Annotated in this window: 17 protein-coding genes; 10 read left to right on the forward strand and 7 right to left on the reverse strand. The window is 49.3% G+C overall.

Features of this window, described 5'->3' with window-relative positions:
- Positions 1 to 15: 15 nt before the first annotated feature.
- On the reverse strand, positions 16 to 459 hold the full coding sequence (locus CFBP1590_RS28325) for a DUF805 domain-containing protein (RefSeq protein WP_088234350.1): 444 nt from the start codon (positions 457 to 459) through the stop codon (positions 16 to 18).
- 442 nt (positions 460 to 901) lie between these two features.
- Positions 902 to 1213, reverse strand: coding sequence for a cupin domain-containing protein (locus CFBP1590_RS01540; RefSeq protein ID WP_088234351.1), 312 nt, complete (start codon positions 1211 to 1213; stop codon positions 902 to 904).
- A gap of 141 nt (positions 1214 to 1354) precedes the next feature.
- Between CFBP1590_RS01540 and CFBP1590_RS01545 the strand changes: the two genes are divergently transcribed.
- The 3 genes from CFBP1590_RS01545 to CFBP1590_RS01555 all read left to right on the forward strand — a co-directional run bounded on the left by CFBP1590_RS01545 (position 1355) and on the right by CFBP1590_RS01555 (position 3293).
- Positions 1355 to 2125 carry an SDR family NAD(P)-dependent oxidoreductase gene (locus CFBP1590_RS01545; RefSeq protein WP_088234352.1) on the forward strand — a complete coding sequence of 257 codons (771 nt, stop codon included), beginning with the start codon at positions 1355 to 1357 and terminating at the stop codon, positions 2123 to 2125.
- Positions 2126 to 2282: 157 nt separating this feature from the next.
- Positions 2283 to 2720, forward strand: a complete 438-nt coding sequence (locus CFBP1590_RS01550) for a hypothetical protein (RefSeq protein ID WP_088234353.1) — start codon at positions 2283 to 2285, stop codon at positions 2718 to 2720.
- A gap of 84 nt (positions 2721 to 2804) precedes the next feature.
- Entirely contained in the window at positions 2805 to 3293 is a 489-nt protein-coding gene (locus CFBP1590_RS01555) for a hypothetical protein (RefSeq protein WP_074454424.1), read from the forward strand.
- Between the two features lie 645 nt (positions 3294 to 3938).
- Here CFBP1590_RS01555 and CFBP1590_RS01560 read toward each other — a convergent pair.
- Positions 3939 to 4304: a histone-like nucleoid-structuring protein, MvaT/MvaU family gene (locus tag CFBP1590_RS01560; RefSeq protein ID WP_029244415.1), complete on the reverse strand. Its 366-nt coding sequence runs from the start codon at positions 4302 to 4304 to the stop codon at positions 3939 to 3941.
- A gap of 227 nt (positions 4305 to 4531) precedes the next feature.
- On the opposite strand from CFBP1590_RS01560, the gene CFBP1590_RS01565 reads away from it, so the two are divergent.
- Positions 4532 to 5353 (forward strand): SDR family oxidoreductase, encoded by an 822-nt coding sequence (locus CFBP1590_RS01565; protein ID WP_088234354.1) that lies wholly within the window; start codon positions 4532 to 4534, stop codon positions 5351 to 5353.
- Positions 5354 to 5590: 237 nt separating this feature from the next.
- Positions 5591 to 5842, forward strand: coding sequence for a hypothetical protein (locus CFBP1590_RS01570; RefSeq protein ID WP_069142739.1), 252 nt, complete (start codon positions 5591 to 5593; stop codon positions 5840 to 5842).
- A gap of 278 nt (positions 5843 to 6120) precedes the next feature.
- Here the strand turns inward: CFBP1590_RS01570 and CFBP1590_RS01575 are convergent, their stop codons facing one another.
- From CFBP1590_RS01575 to CFBP1590_RS01590, 4 genes are all read right to left on the reverse strand, one after another.
- Positions 6121 to 6504 (reverse strand): Imm41 family immunity protein, encoded by a 384-nt coding sequence (locus tag CFBP1590_RS01575; protein WP_088234355.1) that lies wholly within the window; start codon positions 6502 to 6504, stop codon positions 6121 to 6123.
- Positions 6505 to 6740: 236 nt separating this feature from the next.
- Complete coding sequence (locus CFBP1590_RS28005; RefSeq protein ID WP_231991808.1) at positions 6741 to 6938, reverse strand: tyrosine-type recombinase/integrase; 198 nt, start codon at positions 6936 to 6938, stop codon at positions 6741 to 6743.
- Between the two features lie 137 nt (positions 6939 to 7075).
- The gene (locus CFBP1590_RS28010; RefSeq protein ID WP_231991810.1) at positions 7076 to 7696 is read right to left on the reverse strand and encodes a tyrosine-type recombinase/integrase; all 621 of its coding nucleotides are present in this window, start codon (positions 7694 to 7696) and stop codon (positions 7076 to 7078) included.
- Positions 7697 to 8074: 378 nt separating this feature from the next.
- On the reverse strand, positions 8075 to 9028 hold the full coding sequence (locus CFBP1590_RS01590; RefSeq protein WP_167383070.1) for an HNH endonuclease: 954 nt from the start codon (positions 9026 to 9028) through the stop codon (positions 8075 to 8077).
- Positions 9029 to 10004: 976 nt separating this feature from the next.
- Here CFBP1590_RS01590 and CFBP1590_RS01595 point away from each other — a divergent pair.
- From CFBP1590_RS01595 to CFBP1590_RS27435, 5 genes are all read left to right on the forward strand, one after another.
- Positions 10005 to 10778: a hypothetical protein gene (locus CFBP1590_RS01595; protein WP_088234357.1), complete on the forward strand. Its 774-nt coding sequence runs from the start codon at positions 10005 to 10007 to the stop codon at positions 10776 to 10778.
- Positions 10779 to 10873: 95 nt separating this feature from the next.
- Positions 10874 to 12013: a PIN domain-containing protein gene (locus CFBP1590_RS01600; protein ID WP_145958163.1), complete on the forward strand. Its 1140-nt coding sequence runs from the start codon at positions 10874 to 10876 to the stop codon at positions 12011 to 12013.
- Between the two features lie 444 nt (positions 12014 to 12457).
- Positions 12458 to 13714 (forward strand): N-6 DNA methylase, encoded by a 1257-nt coding sequence (locus tag CFBP1590_RS01605; RefSeq protein WP_088234359.1) that lies wholly within the window; start codon positions 12458 to 12460, stop codon positions 13712 to 13714.
- Positions 13715 to 15397: a helix-hairpin-helix domain-containing protein gene (locus CFBP1590_RS01610; RefSeq protein WP_088234360.1), complete on the forward strand. Its 1683-nt coding sequence runs from the start codon at positions 13715 to 13717 to the stop codon at positions 15395 to 15397. It abuts the gene before it with no gap.
- A complete protein-coding gene (locus CFBP1590_RS27435; RefSeq protein WP_145958164.1) occupies positions 15397 to 16245 on the forward strand; it encodes a hypothetical protein in 849 nt (282 codons plus the stop codon). The genes CFBP1590_RS01610 and CFBP1590_RS27435 overlap by 1 nt, the downstream gene beginning before the upstream one ends.
- The last annotated feature ends 170 nt before the right edge of the window (positions 16246 to 16415 follow it).

Consider the following 16415-nt stretch of genomic DNA (forward strand, 5'->3'; position numbering starts at 1 on the left):
TTCAGCAGGCGCTTTTTACTTGGGACTGGGGCCGAATCGATTGCCGTCGCGTTGTCCTTCCTGGCAACTGAATATGAGAGGGGCTATCGGTACCAGCATCCACCAGCCACTGCGATCAGTGTCATGAAGCCTGCGAACGCCTACGGCAAGTCCGGGAAGGAAGACCGCGATGGAATAGAGGGTGGAGATCAACTGGTCAGTGCCCAAGAAACCATCGAGAAAACCGAGGACTATGGATATCAGGAGGTTTATCAAAAAAAACATCCAGAATTCTTGTCTGCGCGCTCTGCCTTCAAAGACGGCATATTTTCTCAAGACTTCAAAATACCAGAATGTCGATTCTGGAGCATTTGATGACACCGCGCCTGGTGTCCATATGATATCTCTCGATGCATTGCAGTGCGGGCAGGTATCCCCTTTTTCAGTCAGTTCCTTTGCGCAGTTGTGACAAAACGCCATGTCATTCCTTATTAATTTGAATGGGTTTATTTATATAAAACTCAGGTTGCTTGGGTGTGTCGATGAAAGGGCGAAGATCCTGAAGCAAAAAAACAGAACTGCCAAGCTTGAACTGCGTTCGTTAACAACTGTGTCGGTTTGGAAATAACTTGAAGCGCTGGCACGATGAGGTGGGATGTTTTTTAGTTGTGATGACTTGGTGAGTTGGCTGGAAACTTAAGCTAATACTCTTTAGCGTTTTTGAAACATGATTTTATGAAATCCATAAATTCCACGGTTTGAACGGCAGATGGATATGATCTGTACATCTGACTCGCCATGGAGTCATCCAAGAAGGCAGCTCAAAGCCTATAGCTGGCGCGCTTCACCACAAGCGCCGTCAGTCTAGGGAAGGCAAATCCATAAGCCTGGATAGGCAATGACGAGCGATAGCCTGGTCAACTCAAACGCTGCCCTCACGTTCGATAACCAGAATCCGTGCTTCTCCACGAGGATGCGCAACATGTTCACATCCAACCCCTGCGAAAAACACGTCGCCAACCACCAATGTCACGACGCGCTCGATGCCTGACTCGCGATAGTGCATATCCACCGTTCCGTCGAGGACGGCGAAAACTTCCTCACCATCGTTGATATGCCACTTATAGGGCTGGTCGGTCCAGTGCAGGCGGACGGTGGTTCCACCCATGTTAGCTATGTCGTCCGCCCCCCAGGGCCGAGTGGCGGTGAAGTCTTTGCTACGAATAACTCTCATTGATCGCCGTTCTCGGACAAGTATTTCAAACAATCTATCAGAACCCTTGACCCTCTACTGCTGGCCGCTATCGTCCACCTGAACGTCATGCCTCGCTCCGGAGTCATAAACCTACTTCAGCCATGCTCCCCAAGGTGCCTCATGAGTTTGATACCCGAACTGAACAGCGATGCCAACGTGCTGATATGCGGAGCCAGCCGGGGTATCGGCCTGGCACTGTGCGCGGCTTTGCTCGCTCGCGACGACGTGGCTCAGGTATGGGCAGTCGCGCGAGAAGCCAGCAGCTCCACAGGGCTCGCAAAGCTTGCAGAGCAATATGGCCAACGCCTCCAGCGGGTCGACTGCGACGCGCGCAATGAACAGGCCCTCGAAGCGCTTGCGAGCGAGACGCTTGAAGGATGCGAGCATCTGCACCTCGTCATCAGTGCGCTTGGCATTCTCCATCAGGACGGCGCAAAGCCTGAAAAGGGCCTGGCACAACTGACGCTCGCGAGCATGCAAGCGAGCTTCGCGACCAACACCTTTGCGCCAATCCTGCTGCTTAAACACCTGCTCCCTTTATTGCGCAAACAACCGGCCACCTTCGCGGCGCTTTCCGCGAGGGTTGGTTCTATTGGCGATAACCGACTGGGCGGCTGGTACAGCTACAGAGCCAGCAAGGCAGCGCTCAACCAGTTGCTTCATACAGCCAGTATCGAACTGAAGCGCCTGAACCAAGCCTCTACTGTTCTGGCCATACACCCGGGCACGACCGACACGGAGCTGTCTCAGCCATTTCAGGCGAACGTGCCTGAAGGACAACTCTTCGAAGCGGCGTTCTCGGCGGAGCGCATTATTGAGGTGGTAGGCGCACATGGAGCGGCTGACAGTGGGAGCTTTTGGGATTGGGACAACAAGCCTATTGTGTGGTGATTTATTTCGCTTGCGAAAACAGGATGGTTACCCGCCAGGTTCTCGATGTCTCAGCGGCTGTTTCGGGCATTCATACTCTGTTGGATGAATTTCTCATGCGGATGGCGAGAGTAGTAGAGTATGCATACGCTATGTCAACGCCGGAGAGCATGGCCCGATGGGTGTCTTTTCATCGTCAGAGGCTAAAGTGATTAAGCCGATAAGTGATCTGATCTGGGAGTGGTACGGTGCTGGCGATACGTCACGGATCAAATCTGTCTTTGAGCTTGGGAATGTACTCAGGCTTCTTGCGTTAACGCCCGAACAGAAGGTTGAAACGATACCTGACTGCCCATGCTGTGAGCTGATAGGCCAGTATTCAGGGACAGACACATGTATCTTGGCGTTATGTGCAGATAAAGTGGATGTGAATTTAATTCAAAAGCTCAAGGATTTATCGCATACCCTTCAAAATCTGGCGCCAGAGGAAACGCGTTGTTTCTCAAGGTCAGTGTTCAGCTTGCCTGGCTGGTCGAGCGCACAAGAACTTGCGGGTCAGATACTTGAATTGTTGAGCTGGTCTGACATCCAGAAGTATGAAGAAGAACTCTCTTAGTTATGCAGGTTTCCCCATGAGTTTTTGAAGCTGCTAGCGGGTACTGGATAACGTGAAATCCTTGGTTTAATCGTGAGCTACACTATGAAAGTAATCGAATCGCACCAGTTTTACTTGGCAATATCCATGGCGGATTTGGTGTCTTGGCAGGGTGATGGCGATGACGATCTTGAAGTTCGCAAGGAAATTCAGGCAGTTATTGATCTCATGGGTCTGGACGTTGACATCAGGCACATGCACGAGAAATATTTTTTCCAGCTGAAGGTGGGGCAAGGTGATGTGTATGCTTTTGTTAATGAACATCAGCCTGAGAATGTTTTGGCAATCGACATGTACCGAGGTCTGACGGATCAACTGGATATAGTTTCCATCTTCGTCAGGTCCGCCCCAAAGACTGCAGTCTTGGTCAGGGCTCAGCTTAGGGGGCTGTTTGATGCCGCTTCATGCCAAGTCATTTACAAAGAAGCCAGTGTTCTTCCTGAGCTTCAAAAGCTGCTCGATGTGAGTAATTACCCGTTCACCTTGGCGGAGAGCGGCTATAAACAAAGTCTGATTGTACGGCGATGTGGATGACGGGTAGCAAGCTGACCCGCTACCCATGTCAGAGGAATCCCCGATCAACGCCTTCAACGTTGCTACGATGATGCGCATTGGTGAATCTGACGGCATGCTACAGCTTTCCCGACTTTTGCCTGTCAGAAAAGGCCAAGGTCTATTTTCGTTGGATTTGGAGTCCAGGCGTCCACGACTGTAGTAGTTCATGAAGTCGCGCATGGCCGGTGAAAGCTCCTCTTGTGAAGCAATCTGCCAGAACTTCGTCTCTCCCAGAGCCGGCTGTAACCGCCTGATAAGCTCCTGCGCCGCATTGTGACTACCGTTACGCAGCCAGTACTTGAGCATGTGCTCGTTTGCCTGCCTCGGTAGCTGTGCGGGCTGGAGCAGTATGAGTGAGTATCGGTAATTCAGCAGCCACAGTCGCTTTAGAAATTCGAGTCTCTCAGGGACAGGAAGACTTACTAGCCATTGCCTCACATCCTTATCCACCTGAGCGATACCAGATCGCTTTGCCACCTGCTCGGGTGTGAAACGAGAGTCGTCCATTGCGTATGACTTCAGGTTTTCAGTGAGAAGAGATGCGCCCGACTGTTTGAGAGGGTCGAGCTTGAAGCATACTCGCCCAAAAGGGCCCGTCTGGGCCCTCTTTCGGGTGAGGCTGCTTTACTTCTTCAGCCATCCCTCTACGACATCCGCACCGTGCTCTGCCTTCCATTCCTTCAAGGCCTTGTGGTTTCCACCTTTGGTTTCGATCACTTCACCTGTATTCGGATTTTTGTAGACCTTTAGCTCACGTGGTTTGCGTGTGCCTGCAGGTTTGTCTGCGCTTTGGCCACGAGCCGGTGTCTGTGGACCCAGCAGATTAATGATGTGCTTTAGGCTGAAGCCGTACTGCTCAAGCAGCTTGCGCAGCTTGGTTTCGAACTCGATCTCCTTTTTTAGTCCCTCATTGCCCTTCATCGTTTCCAGTGCCTGAAGCTGCTCGGCGAGGTGCTTTTCCAACTGGCGGTACTCTGCAAGCTTGGACATTATTTTTCCCTATGAATGATCGTGTGTGGTTATTACGATCGATTGAGTCGTTTACAAGTTCAGCCTGCTTCCGTGGCGTCAGTCGGCTCCTGGCGCCAACCGGCCCCATCGGATCGCTCGAATCCCGGCTACCAAATAAGGCACGGCTCACAAGCCATAGCCATGCGTAGGGCATAGACTGTTGCTGTGAGCTGTTGCACACGCGTTACGACGGAGGAGCTTCATTTATGGACAATAAACTGACATCCACAATCGCGATCATTACAGGGGCGGCTCAAGGGATTGGTGCTGCGATTGCACAACGGTTCGTACAGGAAGGCTGCTTTGTTTACGTCACTGATGTAAACGATGTGCTCGGAAGAGCGACCGTAAAGGCGTTGGGAGACCGTGCCTGTTATCTGGATCTTGATGTCCGATCCGAAAAAGATTGGCAGCGAGTGACAACGCATGTGCTGGAGGCGCACGGCCGTCTCGATGTTGTGGTCAACAACGCTGGCATTACCGGGTTTGAGGAGGGTGCCGTGCAGCACGACCCAGAGCATGCGAGTCTGGAGGACTGGCAGGCCGTGCATCGCACCAATCTCGATGGAGTGTTTCTTGGGTGCAAGTACGCCATACGTGCCATACGCCATACCGGGGCTGGTTCCATTATCAATATTTCTTCTCGCTCCGGACTGGTGGGTATCCCAGGCGCAGCTGCATACGCGTCGTCCAAGGCCGCCGTTCGCAATCACACCAAGACGGTGGCGCTTTACTGCGCCGAGCAGGGGCTGAAGGTTCGATGCAACTCGATCCACCCGGCCGCCATCCTTACCCCTATGTGGGAGCCAATGTTAGGCGCTGATGCCGGTCGTGAAGAGCGAATGGCTGCACTCGTTCGAGACACTCCACTCAGAAGATTTGGACTGCCCGAAGAAGTAGCAGCGGTGGCCCTGTTATTGGCCAGCGATGAGGCTACGTACATTACCGGCAGTGAGTTCAACATTGATGGAGGTCTGTTGGCGGGGGCGGCAGCCACTCCAGTGGTATTGGATGAAAGCGAAGCCTGAGAACTGCCTGAGAGAATGGCTGCAATTGGTCGATAGCGGCCCCTCTCCGGCGATCCCTCAACGCGTTGCAGTCAGTCCTGTGTTGAAGGGGTCGTTTTCGGACATTCCACACACGGCGTGGATTGAACAGGAGCAGGTATCGGTCAGAAACCATCATTGCGATGATGTAAGACGACGCATTAAAACCCGGTATCGGCCTTTAGCTGATCGGACACGTTGAGAAACGAGGAATAAGACATGGAATATCGGATTCAGATTGCTTCGGACGTGATCCGTGATGGATTGGGACTGGAGCTCATCAACGCTACCAATCAAATATGCGCCGAGGTCTTCAGATGTGATGCTGATAACACATTGAAAATTTCGCTATTCGCTGAGGATCTGCCATTTGTTCAGGTTGAAAAGTTGGTGCAGATCGCCCGAAAAGAATTAGCTTGCTATGAGGACGGCACACCCCTGCCCCCTGCTATCCCTCTCCAAAGCTCATAGAAAAGGCCTTCGGACGGCCCCTCCTAACCACTGCTGATCTTCAGGTGCCGGAAGGGATCGTTTCGTACACTTGGGAGACGGCGTGGTGAGCAGCGGTGGCTATCGACCTGATTCCGTTAAAGTCCGGTTTATACATATTGCGGGCAAAGGGCGAATGATGGGCTTGGAAGCGAGGGTTCATCACAAAAAAATATCTTTTCACCTATTGCAAACGTCCGCTTTGGCCGCATTTTGCCCCTCAGACGTTAGCCGCCATCAATCCCCGGACAGGCAGCACATTAACGCTCCAAGAGCCACGGATTGGCTTCGTCAAAGCGAGTCGGCGCCGGCATTTTTCCAGCGAAGAACCCTTCGAAAACCATCTTGAGTCTTTCACGAAAATCGTAAATTTGGTTTCTTTTAAGGTTGCGGATCTTGAAGCCATCCTTGCGATCGAAGTGGCATCCAAACAGCAGAAAACTATAGCTGAATATTTCAAACACCCACTGAAAGAGCGTTAGGCTGAAGCTCGCTTCTGTTGCAAGTTGGTACAACGCCCACTCCAGTAACCAGTATTCATCGTGATCCCAGATTTCTGCTTCGTGCAATCGTCCAATGAACGACGCGTCTTCGAACGCTTCGCCCCCAACGAAATTTCTGGCGATGACAGAATGTGCATCCATGTCCGAGATTCCCGACGCAAATAGGTCGATAGCCTATCGAGTGGCTCACTCTCAAACAATAGATTGCATAATCCCGCTACCCTTGAAAGGTGACTGGATCGACCGGTTGCTTCTGGCCGACTTCTGCCGGTCAAAGACACTCAGTGTGCTGGCCTCATCCGACGCACACGACTGATCCAGCCATGCGCAAATGATGCTCCGTCTGTGCAATTACCACGCCGCCGGGTGTGGTTCGATCAAGCTAGCTTCGCCGCCAGCTCCTCCGCGGTAATGTTGTAATACTGCTTCAGCATGTTCACCTCCCTGTGCCCCGTTACACTAGCCAGCTCAATCAAATTCGGCAGCTTGGTCGCAAGCCGACAGGTCGCCTCATGCCGCAGATCGTGAAAGCGCAGATTGATCAGGAAGTCTTCCTGTGGCGTTACCTGCGCCACCCGCAATCTCCTAAGTATTTCAGCCTGGCACGCTCCAGACCTCTCACAAACGCCTTCTTGAGAGCATCAGCCGTGGTGGGGAAGACTCGCCCGCACAGCGAGCGCGGTAAATCTTTGAGCAGCTGAATAGCCTTCGGTTAAAGCGGGGCGGTTCTGGGCAGTCCGTTCTTGGTTGCAGGAAGGTGCGCGGTCCTACGGTCCAAATTCACATGCATCCAGCGCAGCTCGAAAATCTCGCCACGGCGTATGGCTGTCTCGATAGCGAGTTGGACGATGGGCCGTATCCATGGGTTGTGCGAGGCGTCTGCATAGTTTCCATCAGCGCGGCGCTGCCGAAGCTCCAAAGCGCTGAGGATGTATTGCTCTTCTACTGGGTCGAGCCGTCGCGAGCGCTCATCGTTATAGCTAGGGCGGCTGACCATCCTGACCGGGTTTTCAGCAAGATGAATTCCCCACTCCCGCCGAGCGACCTCGATTACGCACTGAAACAAAGCCAGCTCACGCTTCACCGTATTGCCTTTGCGGATCTTCAGGCGTTCGTCGCGGTAACGGGCAAAGTCGAAAGAGGTGAGGGTGGCAACGATATGTGTCGCCAATGTATGACGCTTAAGAGCTTCCATGCGTTTGATTTCCGAGTATGCGCCTTTGTGCTTCGGAGCGATCTCGGAGATGTAGCGATCAATGAGTTGATGAAAGGCGGTGCGTTCAGCCTCGACGCGAGAGACAAAAATGCCTCGGTCGATTTCGCTTTCGATCATGCGTGCCCAGGCTTGGGCATCGGATTTGGTTTCGAAGGTTTTTCGCTGGGCTGGATAGCCCTTACGGCGAATTTGAGCTTCCCACTGTCTTTATCAACGGCCAGGCCGCGATTCCTGATTGCTGCCATTTCGACCATTCCCGCCACACTTGAGTGTGGCAAAGTTGTGGCAGAAACGACTTTCAGGACTAGGACAGGTTTCTGGCAGTGAAGCTAACCCCTTGTTATACAAGGGATAGAAGATGGTGCCCAGGCGTCGTTTGAACTGGGCTGTCAGAGTCCCGTTTTATAAGGGTTCCGCTCACAGCCTCTCAGTTAGGCATACACATGGGCATACACGCTGATCAGCGCTGGGTACCACTTAGGTACGATGCGGACATTAGCGACGAAGCTGTGCGACCAGAAGTAGTGACTCGTTCAAGCTGTCTCTGCTCTCTGAAAAATGTGCATCTCTATGGCAGTTTGGACACAGCGCAACGCAGTTAGATACCCGATCACTGACTTCAACGCCCAGTATGTGATGGACGTCAAGAAAGCCAGTGTACTGCCTACTTGCTCCGCAACCTGGCCGTTCACAGCGAGCGCCACAGCGATCTATGACTGCTTTTCGGACCTTAGGATCCCGCGCCACTCTGGAAATGGTCACTTGAAGACGTAAGCTTTCATCACGGCCCAAGAGCGACAGATCGATACCCGGCAGATCGTTAAAGGTGTCATTTATCGCGATGTCGAAGCTATCGGAGCCCTGCCGCCGAGCTAGGTCCTCCACGCCAGGCCACTTCCATAATACGTCCGCAACCTGGTACGCCTCGTCGTAACGATCGTCCATCAGCCACATGGTTGGACTATCCCCATTTACCGCATGGTTCTTTTTGAGGCGTCCAAGCTTTCCTTCAGCGATTAGTTTGGCGCTTACATCCCTCTGTCCATTGATAATTCCAGTTATAGCTTCTACAGGGATCAGCGCAGCGAACCTGATAGACGACTCATGACGTTGGATCAAAAGTGAGTGAGTCACACCCAGAGGCCCTTCGCGGTCGACGATTTCGGCGATTGTTTTGTGCCAATCGCCACCACTCAGCCGTGCTCGTAATTGTGCAGCCGAGTATTTCTCAGGTTGGTCGTCCCACCGCCAACACAGGCGCACACGGGCAATGAATGACTTTCCCTCAGGTGAGGTGGCGGAAAGAAGTTGAGAATGGCCTTTGCGCACATCGCTTACACCAGTGAAGCCGAGACCTTCCAAAAAAGGTTTGAGCATTCCACGGGTGACTTTCTCTGCTGCAATGCTTCCCGTCGTTCGAAAGGCGCGTTTTTGAGGAATACTTTCCATAGGTGAATACCGGGTAAAAGGCAGCTGTGATGGAAGCGCAAGATACTTCCTGGTGTTTCCTGCAGAGAACGGTGGGACGATAGGTCAGCTTGAGATAATTGCTGCACTGTACGCTAAAGCGGTCAAATATTGCCGGGGGCCCCAGAGAGCGCCTCACCCACACGGGGCATGAAACCCGCGTGGATTTGGTAGCCGCTGATCGATTGACGTTGGTTGACAGTTGACAGGTTGACGGCAGCAGATCAGTAGCTGAAGGAATGAACATCCGGGTTCACCACCTGATTGGGTGTGTTCACCGGGTTCACCAGTTCACTAAGCTGTGAAAACGTCGGCTACTCAAGATGCGCGGGTTTCCTACCCCGTAATCACCCAGTATCCCTAGGGGCCCCAGCTCTTCCGGTGCTCAGTTTGATGCGCCTTCATTTCGTGGACGGCATCGCCCAAAGCGCCGGAGGCTGAGCGACCGAGAGGTCTGATTCTGTTTTGTTCAACACAGAGCGAGAATTGGTTTCGCTGGCGGTGTCATCACCAATGGGGTGCCGGGGCTTGAAAATACGTGTTACAGGTGTTGCAGGTGTTTCAGTTAATTCTAACTCATTGAATTTAATGATTTTTGTCTATGTCACACGCGGCTAATTATTTACGTGAGTCGGGTGTTACAGGCTAATAGGTGTTACAACAGTGTTCTAAATTTGGCTAGCCCAAGATCCCAGCTGGCCAAACACCTGATATGTTGGCAGCTGAATGCGGTTAGAGAATGGGAGGTCCGGTACGCTTTCGAGACGTGATCGCACCAATAAGCATTCCGTAGCGACCCGCAGAACATGACGACGTTTTCTGCTTTGCAGGCCCAGCTGTAGCCAAGCTTAATCGTTAATTCATATACAGGGGGGGAATGTCGATGCCGTTCAGAGCGATGTCAACAGATAGAATGCGCAGCATTGTGCGACACCAAATCGAAACCCTGGAGCGTTGGATGCGCCGCTTGATTGATGACGCGATAAAAGAACACTACGACGGTATGCTTTCACGCTTGCCTATGAAGAAGGACTCCCTGACAAAGGCCACTGCACGCCGCGCACTGGAGCCGCTGCGGTATCCTCGGGACGTTGACGCGCTTCTGTTTGATGATCTTATCGCTATCATTTGTCATCCCCAGCAATACCCCCATTTTCGCGATGCTTTGAGCGGGGCATTTGAGAACGGCGAGAACGAAGCGCGTACCTATCTCAACCGCATTGTAGACGCGCGAAATCCGCTTTCGCATGCCAACGAGATTACCAGCCATCAAGCGCTACGAGTTGCATGCTACTCAACCGACGTCATCGACTCATTGAAAGCGTATTACAAGAGAATCAATATGGCTGAGGCTTACAACGCACCTTCTATCATTCGCATCTGGGATGACCAAGCAAATGCAGGCGATGCTACCCAGCTACCAACCAACGGTGCTGTGCGCTACTTCGATTTTAAGCGAACTCAGCTTCGTCCAGGTGATGTCTTGCAGTTGGAGGTGCAGCCAGATGAAAGCTTCCCTGAAGACTCATATGACATTCTGTGGGTTGTAAATAATGTAAGCACCCCTCAACGCGGTACGGGACGGATATTTACGGTCACGCTTGAAAATCAGCATGTTTCCGCAAGCGGTTTTATGGTTAGCGTAGAAATGACGTCAAATAAAAATTGGCATAGATACGGAAATGTTGATGATCGAATCATGCTTCAATATTCAATATTGCCCCCAGTCTAGGGAAGTAAATCAGTCTCGGTCTCTCTCAATCTGTCAACTGGCAGATTTTTGCTTAGGAGAGCGATTCAGGAAATCTACTAATGCAAAGGCTCATAATGAAAGACGCCCCAAACATTTACCCTGAAAGTTCTGCCGCCTTACGCAAAAAACTTGTTTCGGGAGAAATCACTGCGATTACATTCGATACTCAGGTATTTGATCGTAACGGAAGGACCTTCAAAGGCGGTCTCATAGGTCAACTCGCACAGCTCAAAAGCTCACATATAAAACTACTCATTACCGAGCTAGTGCGTGATGAGGCAGAAAAGCACATGCTTGCTATGCATAAAGCAAAAGCTGCAAAGGTCGAAGACGCTCTGTCATACTTACAGCATCATTTGAGTGAGAGTCTATTTGAAGAGGTTCGAGATGAACTGAGTACACGGATGACCCCCGAAAATATAGTATTCCATGAAGTTAACGATTTTTTCCTTGCCACTGATGCTGAATTGATTAGCTACGAAGAGTCTTCCACGAGGAAGCTCTTCGAGCGCTACTTTAGTAACGCACCACCTTTCCATAAACTGAACTCTAAGAAAAGTGAATTTCCGGACGCAATAGCGCTTTTATGCATAGAGGAATACGCTGCGAATCACGGTGTCTTAGTTGTTTCCGAGGACATTGATTGGATAACCTTCTGTCGTGAATCGAAAGCCAGTAATCTACATTGTGTACCCGACCTTAGCATTGCGCTGACTTTAATCAACTCCGTCGAAAAGGATATTGAAGAGATTGCAGATCAGCGATTTCAGATGTTCCGAAACTTTAGTGATAGCGGGCATCTTCTCTCCGTCATCAAGAAAAACGTTAGCAACGATCTGAAAGATAATTTGATTTTTTCCGGTAGGACGAGTTTTTTGTACACGCCGCTCTGTACGGAGGTCGAAATTGTTTCGTTTGAGGTTGGTGACAGTGAAAACTTCGGGGTGATCAGAGATGACTCCAGCCTCACCGCTTGGGTGCTCGAGCTGGATTTGAAGTGTTTTATCGAAGTTTACGTAACTTTCACCGAGCCTGACGAAACTTATCTAGGTAGTAGTCGATATGAAGCCGCGCTAGTGGTGCCCAGTGTTTCAATTGTGAAAATAGCAAACGAAGACATCAGGGTTGAGACGATGATTGATAAGAAAACAATCATAAATTTGGGAGCAATTGAACCTGGCGAAGACCGCACAGATGAAAGTTGGATTCCATGAGCCTCTGAGTGTGGTCTTCAAGGTACCGCTGAAATTGATTCTGTGAAAATTTTTTGTTTGGTTGGTAACGCACGGAAATCGCAAAGAGAAAAAGCGGGAGTGTGAAACATTCGTCAATGTGTACAATCTGATCGAAAGCATCTTGACCCGCCAAAAAGCGCTGAATCACTACTTCGAGTCCCATCGCAGGGAGGTTTTGAGTTACCCTCGAATGTTCGCTGATGCCTTAAATGCGCCTCCCTGTGCTGGCCTGACTTATGCGGCTCGCGAATAGGGGGGGCCGCTGGGCGAAAGCAGTAGCCGTGCACACACGCCAGTACGCCTATGCGTGGCATAGAAAAAACTGACCGGCCCCTACGGCACCCACGTTCTTCCATACTCTACGGTATGGCTGTAGAATGGCGGATCAGTTTTTTTGCAACGTAATGAGACTTAAAATTGCCGATGAACACTATCAATTCTGGCTCAGATATTTTAGGTCGATACTATACAAGAAACGAGATAAGCTCTTTTTTGGTAGAGCAATTCGATATTACCTGCCCAGTTCGCCTGCTGGATTTGGGGGCTGGGTCGGGATCTTTGAGTGGCGCTGCAAGAAACCGCTGGCCTGACATAAAAGTTCTAACTGTTGATATCGATCCTGAAGTTGGCCTTCTGGACAATTCAACAAGGCAGGCCTTGGATAGATTATCTCATGAACATTTCGTGATCGACGCCTTATGTGAGAATCTGTCTACAGTACTTAATTGCACTAATGCTCCCATTGACGTAGCTGTCTGCAACCCCCCATTCATTACGCCAAAGTGGCGTGACGAATTTAGCGCAATTCTGAAAGATGCAGGTTTTCTTGATTGTCTCCCATTTCCTTCAGATGTGGATGCGGGCTTGCTTTTTTTAGCACAAAATCTCAGGTTAATGAGTGAAAATGCAACACTTGGTATCATACTCCCTGATAGCTTGATTACTGCAAGCAAATATCGGAAATTTAGAGCGACATTGCTGAGTACTTATGCAATTGCGAAGGTAATACAGCTCCCGCGTGGATCATTTCATCATACAGATGCGTTGGCTAGTATCGTGATTCTGCAAAAAACAAAGAGTCATCAAGAGACTATTCGCATTCACTGCTTGAGTAAAAACAAAAAACTAAGTGAGCCGCTTTTTATCGACGTGCATGCTGCCATAGAGCGGCTTGATTATTCTTTTCACTTCCATCGCCTGCATTTAGTTGATTTGGTTTTTCGTCAAAAAAGTGCGTTAAATGAGCTTGCTGTTGAGATAAAGCGCGGCAGCCTCTCTAGTTCTCAAATAAAAAAATCTGGCTTCCCGGTTTTACACATAACAGATATAAAAGAAGGTGATATTGGGCAATGGGTAGACTTTCGTTCTTTTGATACAGAGTCAGCGGGTAATTGCTCGGCTATAGTCAAAGCACAACCTGGGGACATACTCGTTTCAAGAGTGGGAAGGAATCTCGAAAATAAGATTGTCGGTGTAAAGTCAGGAGTTTTTCCTGTAAGCGATTGCGTGTATGTAATTAGGTGTTTACCGAAAGTACGTGATGCAGTGCTGGTTCAAATGGCTAGTTGTGAAGGGCGGGCTTGGATCTCCGCTCATGCTTATGGGGTAGCTGCTAAACAGTTAGCAAAAAAAGAATTAATAACTTTTCCAGTTTTTCTTGATGAACACAAGGATGTTTAAATGGAATTCGAAGAACGAGCTGATCAGCTATCAACTGAAGAAATTTCAACTTCACTGGCCGATGGTGAGATTTTAAAAAAAGCTAGAAAAAAACTGTTGGCCACTGGGGCAAAGCTCTTAATAGGTCCAAGAGGTACTGGAAAGACGCATCTGATGCGTTATACTTATTCGCAATCTATTCTAAATAAATCTACGCCGCTAGTGCTCTATTCCAGCTTCAACAGATATCTTCATCTCGAACCTTTGCTAAAGAAGACGCCGGATGCACTTAAAAGATTCCACTCATGGGTGCTCGCAAGGATTTTACTCAGTGCCTTTGACTACATTAATGACCTCAGCAGTAATGGTGAGTTTCTTAAAGATCTAGATCCGATTTATGATGAGCAAAAGCTACGCGAACTTATATCGCTTTTGGAAAGAGGTTCAGGCGTTGAACTTTATGAGTCTTATGGGCAATACATAACGGTCGACCATGTGATCAGAGCCGTCCGGTCACTGAGTGCTAGATTCAACAGAGGCCGAGCTGTGTTGTTATTAGATGACGCTGCACTAAGTCTTTCTGATCAATATCTAGTCGCCTTTTTTGAAATCTTCAGAGTGTTGAAGGTCGAAGGTATCGCACCAAAGGCTTCGGTCTACCCTGGCACAACCCAATATGGTCCCACATTTCATGCGTCACATGAAATTGAAGAAGTACCTCTTTGGCTATCTGTGGAGGATCCAGGATACTCCATCATAATGGGCGACATCGCAAACAGAAGGTTGTCATCCGAGCAGAAAAAGAGCATATCTCCCGATATTCTTGAGCTATTCAAGTACACTGCATTCGGAATACCACGCGTTTTTTTAAGGCTACTTCGTGAATTCTTCTCAGAGAGCGCCGGTACTTCACAGTCAAAAGTTAATAAGATTATTGATCAGCAGGTCGAGCTCATAGGAGCTGAGTACGATTCTATTGCATTAAAGCTTAAGCAGTTCTCTTCAGTCATTCAGATCGGGCGTTCATTTTTTTCTACCACTGTTACGGAAGTGTCTGAACTTCAAAATAAAGACCTCTCGAGACGTAACATTGTTCTTGGGCTACTTCAGAGTGCTGACCGTTCCCCATTGGCTGATCGCATGATTAAGTTCTTGATTGAGGTGGGCATGCTTTTCCCGTTGCAATCCGTATCGCACGGGCAAAATAGGAAGTATGACCGGTATATTCCTCACCTAGCGTTCCTTTATCAAGGTGGGGCATTTAAACAGGGGAAACGCAATACCTTTCGAGGTCTGCCTGAGTTAATGCTAGCTGTTGCGGCGAAACATCCTTTGAGGCGCGAGTTTAAGTCTTTGTTGTCCTCTCGTGAAATGGCAGATCTGAAGCTAGACTTACCACCGTGCCAAAAATGTGGCACACAGCGCTTTAACGATTCTCAGCAGTTCTGTCACAGTTGCGGGGAACCTCTAGTAGGTTCATCACTTTTTGAGGAGTGCATGAAACTACCACTTAGCGAGGTGCCGGGTATCAGCGAAGCTCTTATTGGACGGATTCTTCAGGATACGAATATTCGCAGTGTTTCTGATGTGGTTATTTCTCAGAATGCCTCTAGCGAGCTTCAGAAGGCAAATTACGTTGGACCAAGGCGAGCTGAAAAAATTATTAAAAGCGTTGAGCTCACAGTTGAGGAGTTTCTTTCATAATGGCCACTCCTTTCAAAACAAATTTAACAACCTGTTTGGTGCCGACTGCACCTATGCTGAGCACTCATTTACTATTTGACAATAATCATTTGGAACCTACAAATTCACCAATTGATCAGTTTTTAGAACGTTTGCATTCGATAAATAGACTGTCTCCAGATCCATCAAACTTCGACCCCTTGCAAGGGCAGCTCGTTCTATTAGGTGTAATTGCCGCAGTAGAAAGTTACTTGAGAACCTTGCTCAGGAAGATAATTTCTGTTGATGAACTGTCGCAAGATGCTTCTTACAAGAGAGATATATCGTTTGGGGCTGCTGTGCATTTACATAGAGATATGATGCCGGAAGCTATTTTAGAAAGGATTTCTTTCATTAGCAAGGAAAGTATTACGGGTGCGATAAGAGAGTGTCTAGGGATTAAAGGGCATTCACCTTCTTACGTAGAGGCGTCAATTGATGACTATGTTAAAATTTGTCACCTTCGACACTGCGCTGTACATAGGTTCGGGCGGTTGGGCGCCTCAAACGCATTAGCTCTAGGAATCCAAGACCATAGGGAGTTGTTGGAAAAGCCTCTACTGCTCGATTATCTTTCACTTCAGACTGCTATATCTATATCAACAAATTTAGTAAAAACTATTAATAATTTTTTATTCAATGAAGTCATATCTCGTCTATCAGATCATGCTTGGCAATGGACATATGCAAAGGACAAAAAGCAATTCTTAATTTACTATAAAATTTTTGCTGATAGCGTAAGTTCAACGGGTTCAACCGCTGACGCTAAGTCTCTATATGCCGAGTTTCGTTTGCAGCGAAGGAGTTATCTAGCGGGGCAGCAGCGCTAATAGTTGCGATACTTATTTGTGCTAATGGCTCGGGGCGTAGGGCAGTCGGCTTAACCGAAAGCGGATCATGGTTTGACCGTCTGCTATTGCCCCGAAGCTGCCTGCTGGATTCGAATACAATGGAAGCTGTTCCGAGCTTACACTCATCTCTGTCAATAGCTTTAAGATAA

Origin of the sequence: Pseudomonas viridiflava (assembly GCF_900184295.1) — a bacterium.
Classification (GTDB): domain Bacteria; phylum Pseudomonadota; class Gammaproteobacteria; order Pseudomonadales; family Pseudomonadaceae; genus Aquipseudomonas; species Aquipseudomonas viridiflava.

Coding starts and splice junctions, on each gene's coding strand:
- CFBP1590_RS01560 (WP_029244415.1), bottom strand. CDS start 4,304: ATGTCCAAGCTTGCAGAGTACCGCCAGTTGGAAAAGCACCTCGCCGAG.
- CFBP1590_RS01570 (WP_069142739.1), top strand. CDS start 5,591: ATGGAATATCGGATTCAGATTGCTTCGGACGTGATCCGTGATGGATTG.
- CFBP1590_RS28325 (WP_088234350.1), bottom strand. CDS start 459: ATGGCGTTTTGTCACAACTGCGCAAAGGAACTGACTGAAAAAGGGGAT.
- CFBP1590_RS01565 (WP_088234354.1), top strand. CDS start 4,532: ATGGACAATAAACTGACATCCACAATCGCGATCATTACAGGGGCGGCT.
- CFBP1590_RS01610 (WP_088234360.1), top strand. CDS start 13,715: ATGGAATTCGAAGAACGAGCTGATCAGCTATCAACTGAAGAAATTTCA.
- CFBP1590_RS01590 (WP_167383070.1), bottom strand. CDS start 9,028: ATGGAAAGTATTCCTCAAAAACGCGCCTTTCGAACGACGGGAAGCATT.
- CFBP1590_RS28010 (WP_231991810.1), bottom strand. CDS start 7,696: ATGATCGAAAGCGAAATCGACCGAGGCATTTTTGTCTCTCGCGTCGAG.
- CFBP1590_RS01595 (WP_088234357.1), top strand. CDS start 10,005: ATGCGCCGCTTGATTGATGACGCGATAAAAGAACACTACGACGGTATG.
- CFBP1590_RS01575 (WP_088234355.1), bottom strand. CDS start 6,504: ATGGATGCACATTCTGTCATCGCCAGAAATTTCGTTGGGGGCGAAGCG.
- CFBP1590_RS01540 (WP_088234351.1), bottom strand. CDS start 1,213: ATGAGAGTTATTCGTAGCAAAGACTTCACCGCCACTCGGCCCTGGGGG.
- CFBP1590_RS01550 (WP_088234353.1), top strand. CDS start 2,283: ATGGGTGTCTTTTCATCGTCAGAGGCTAAAGTGATTAAGCCGATAAGT.
- CFBP1590_RS01605 (WP_088234359.1), top strand. CDS start 12,458: ATGAACACTATCAATTCTGGCTCAGATATTTTAGGTCGATACTATACA.
- CFBP1590_RS01545 (WP_088234352.1), top strand. CDS start 1,355: ATGAGTTTGATACCCGAACTGAACAGCGATGCCAACGTGCTGATATGC.
- CFBP1590_RS27435 (WP_145958164.1), top strand. CDS start 15,397: ATGGCCACTCCTTTCAAAACAAATTTAACAACCTGTTTGGTGCCGACT.
- CFBP1590_RS01600 (WP_145958163.1), top strand. CDS start 10,874: ATGAAAGACGCCCCAAACATTTACCCTGAAAGTTCTGCCGCCTTACGC.
- CFBP1590_RS01555 (WP_074454424.1), top strand. CDS start 2,805: ATGAAAGTAATCGAATCGCACCAGTTTTACTTGGCAATATCCATGGCG.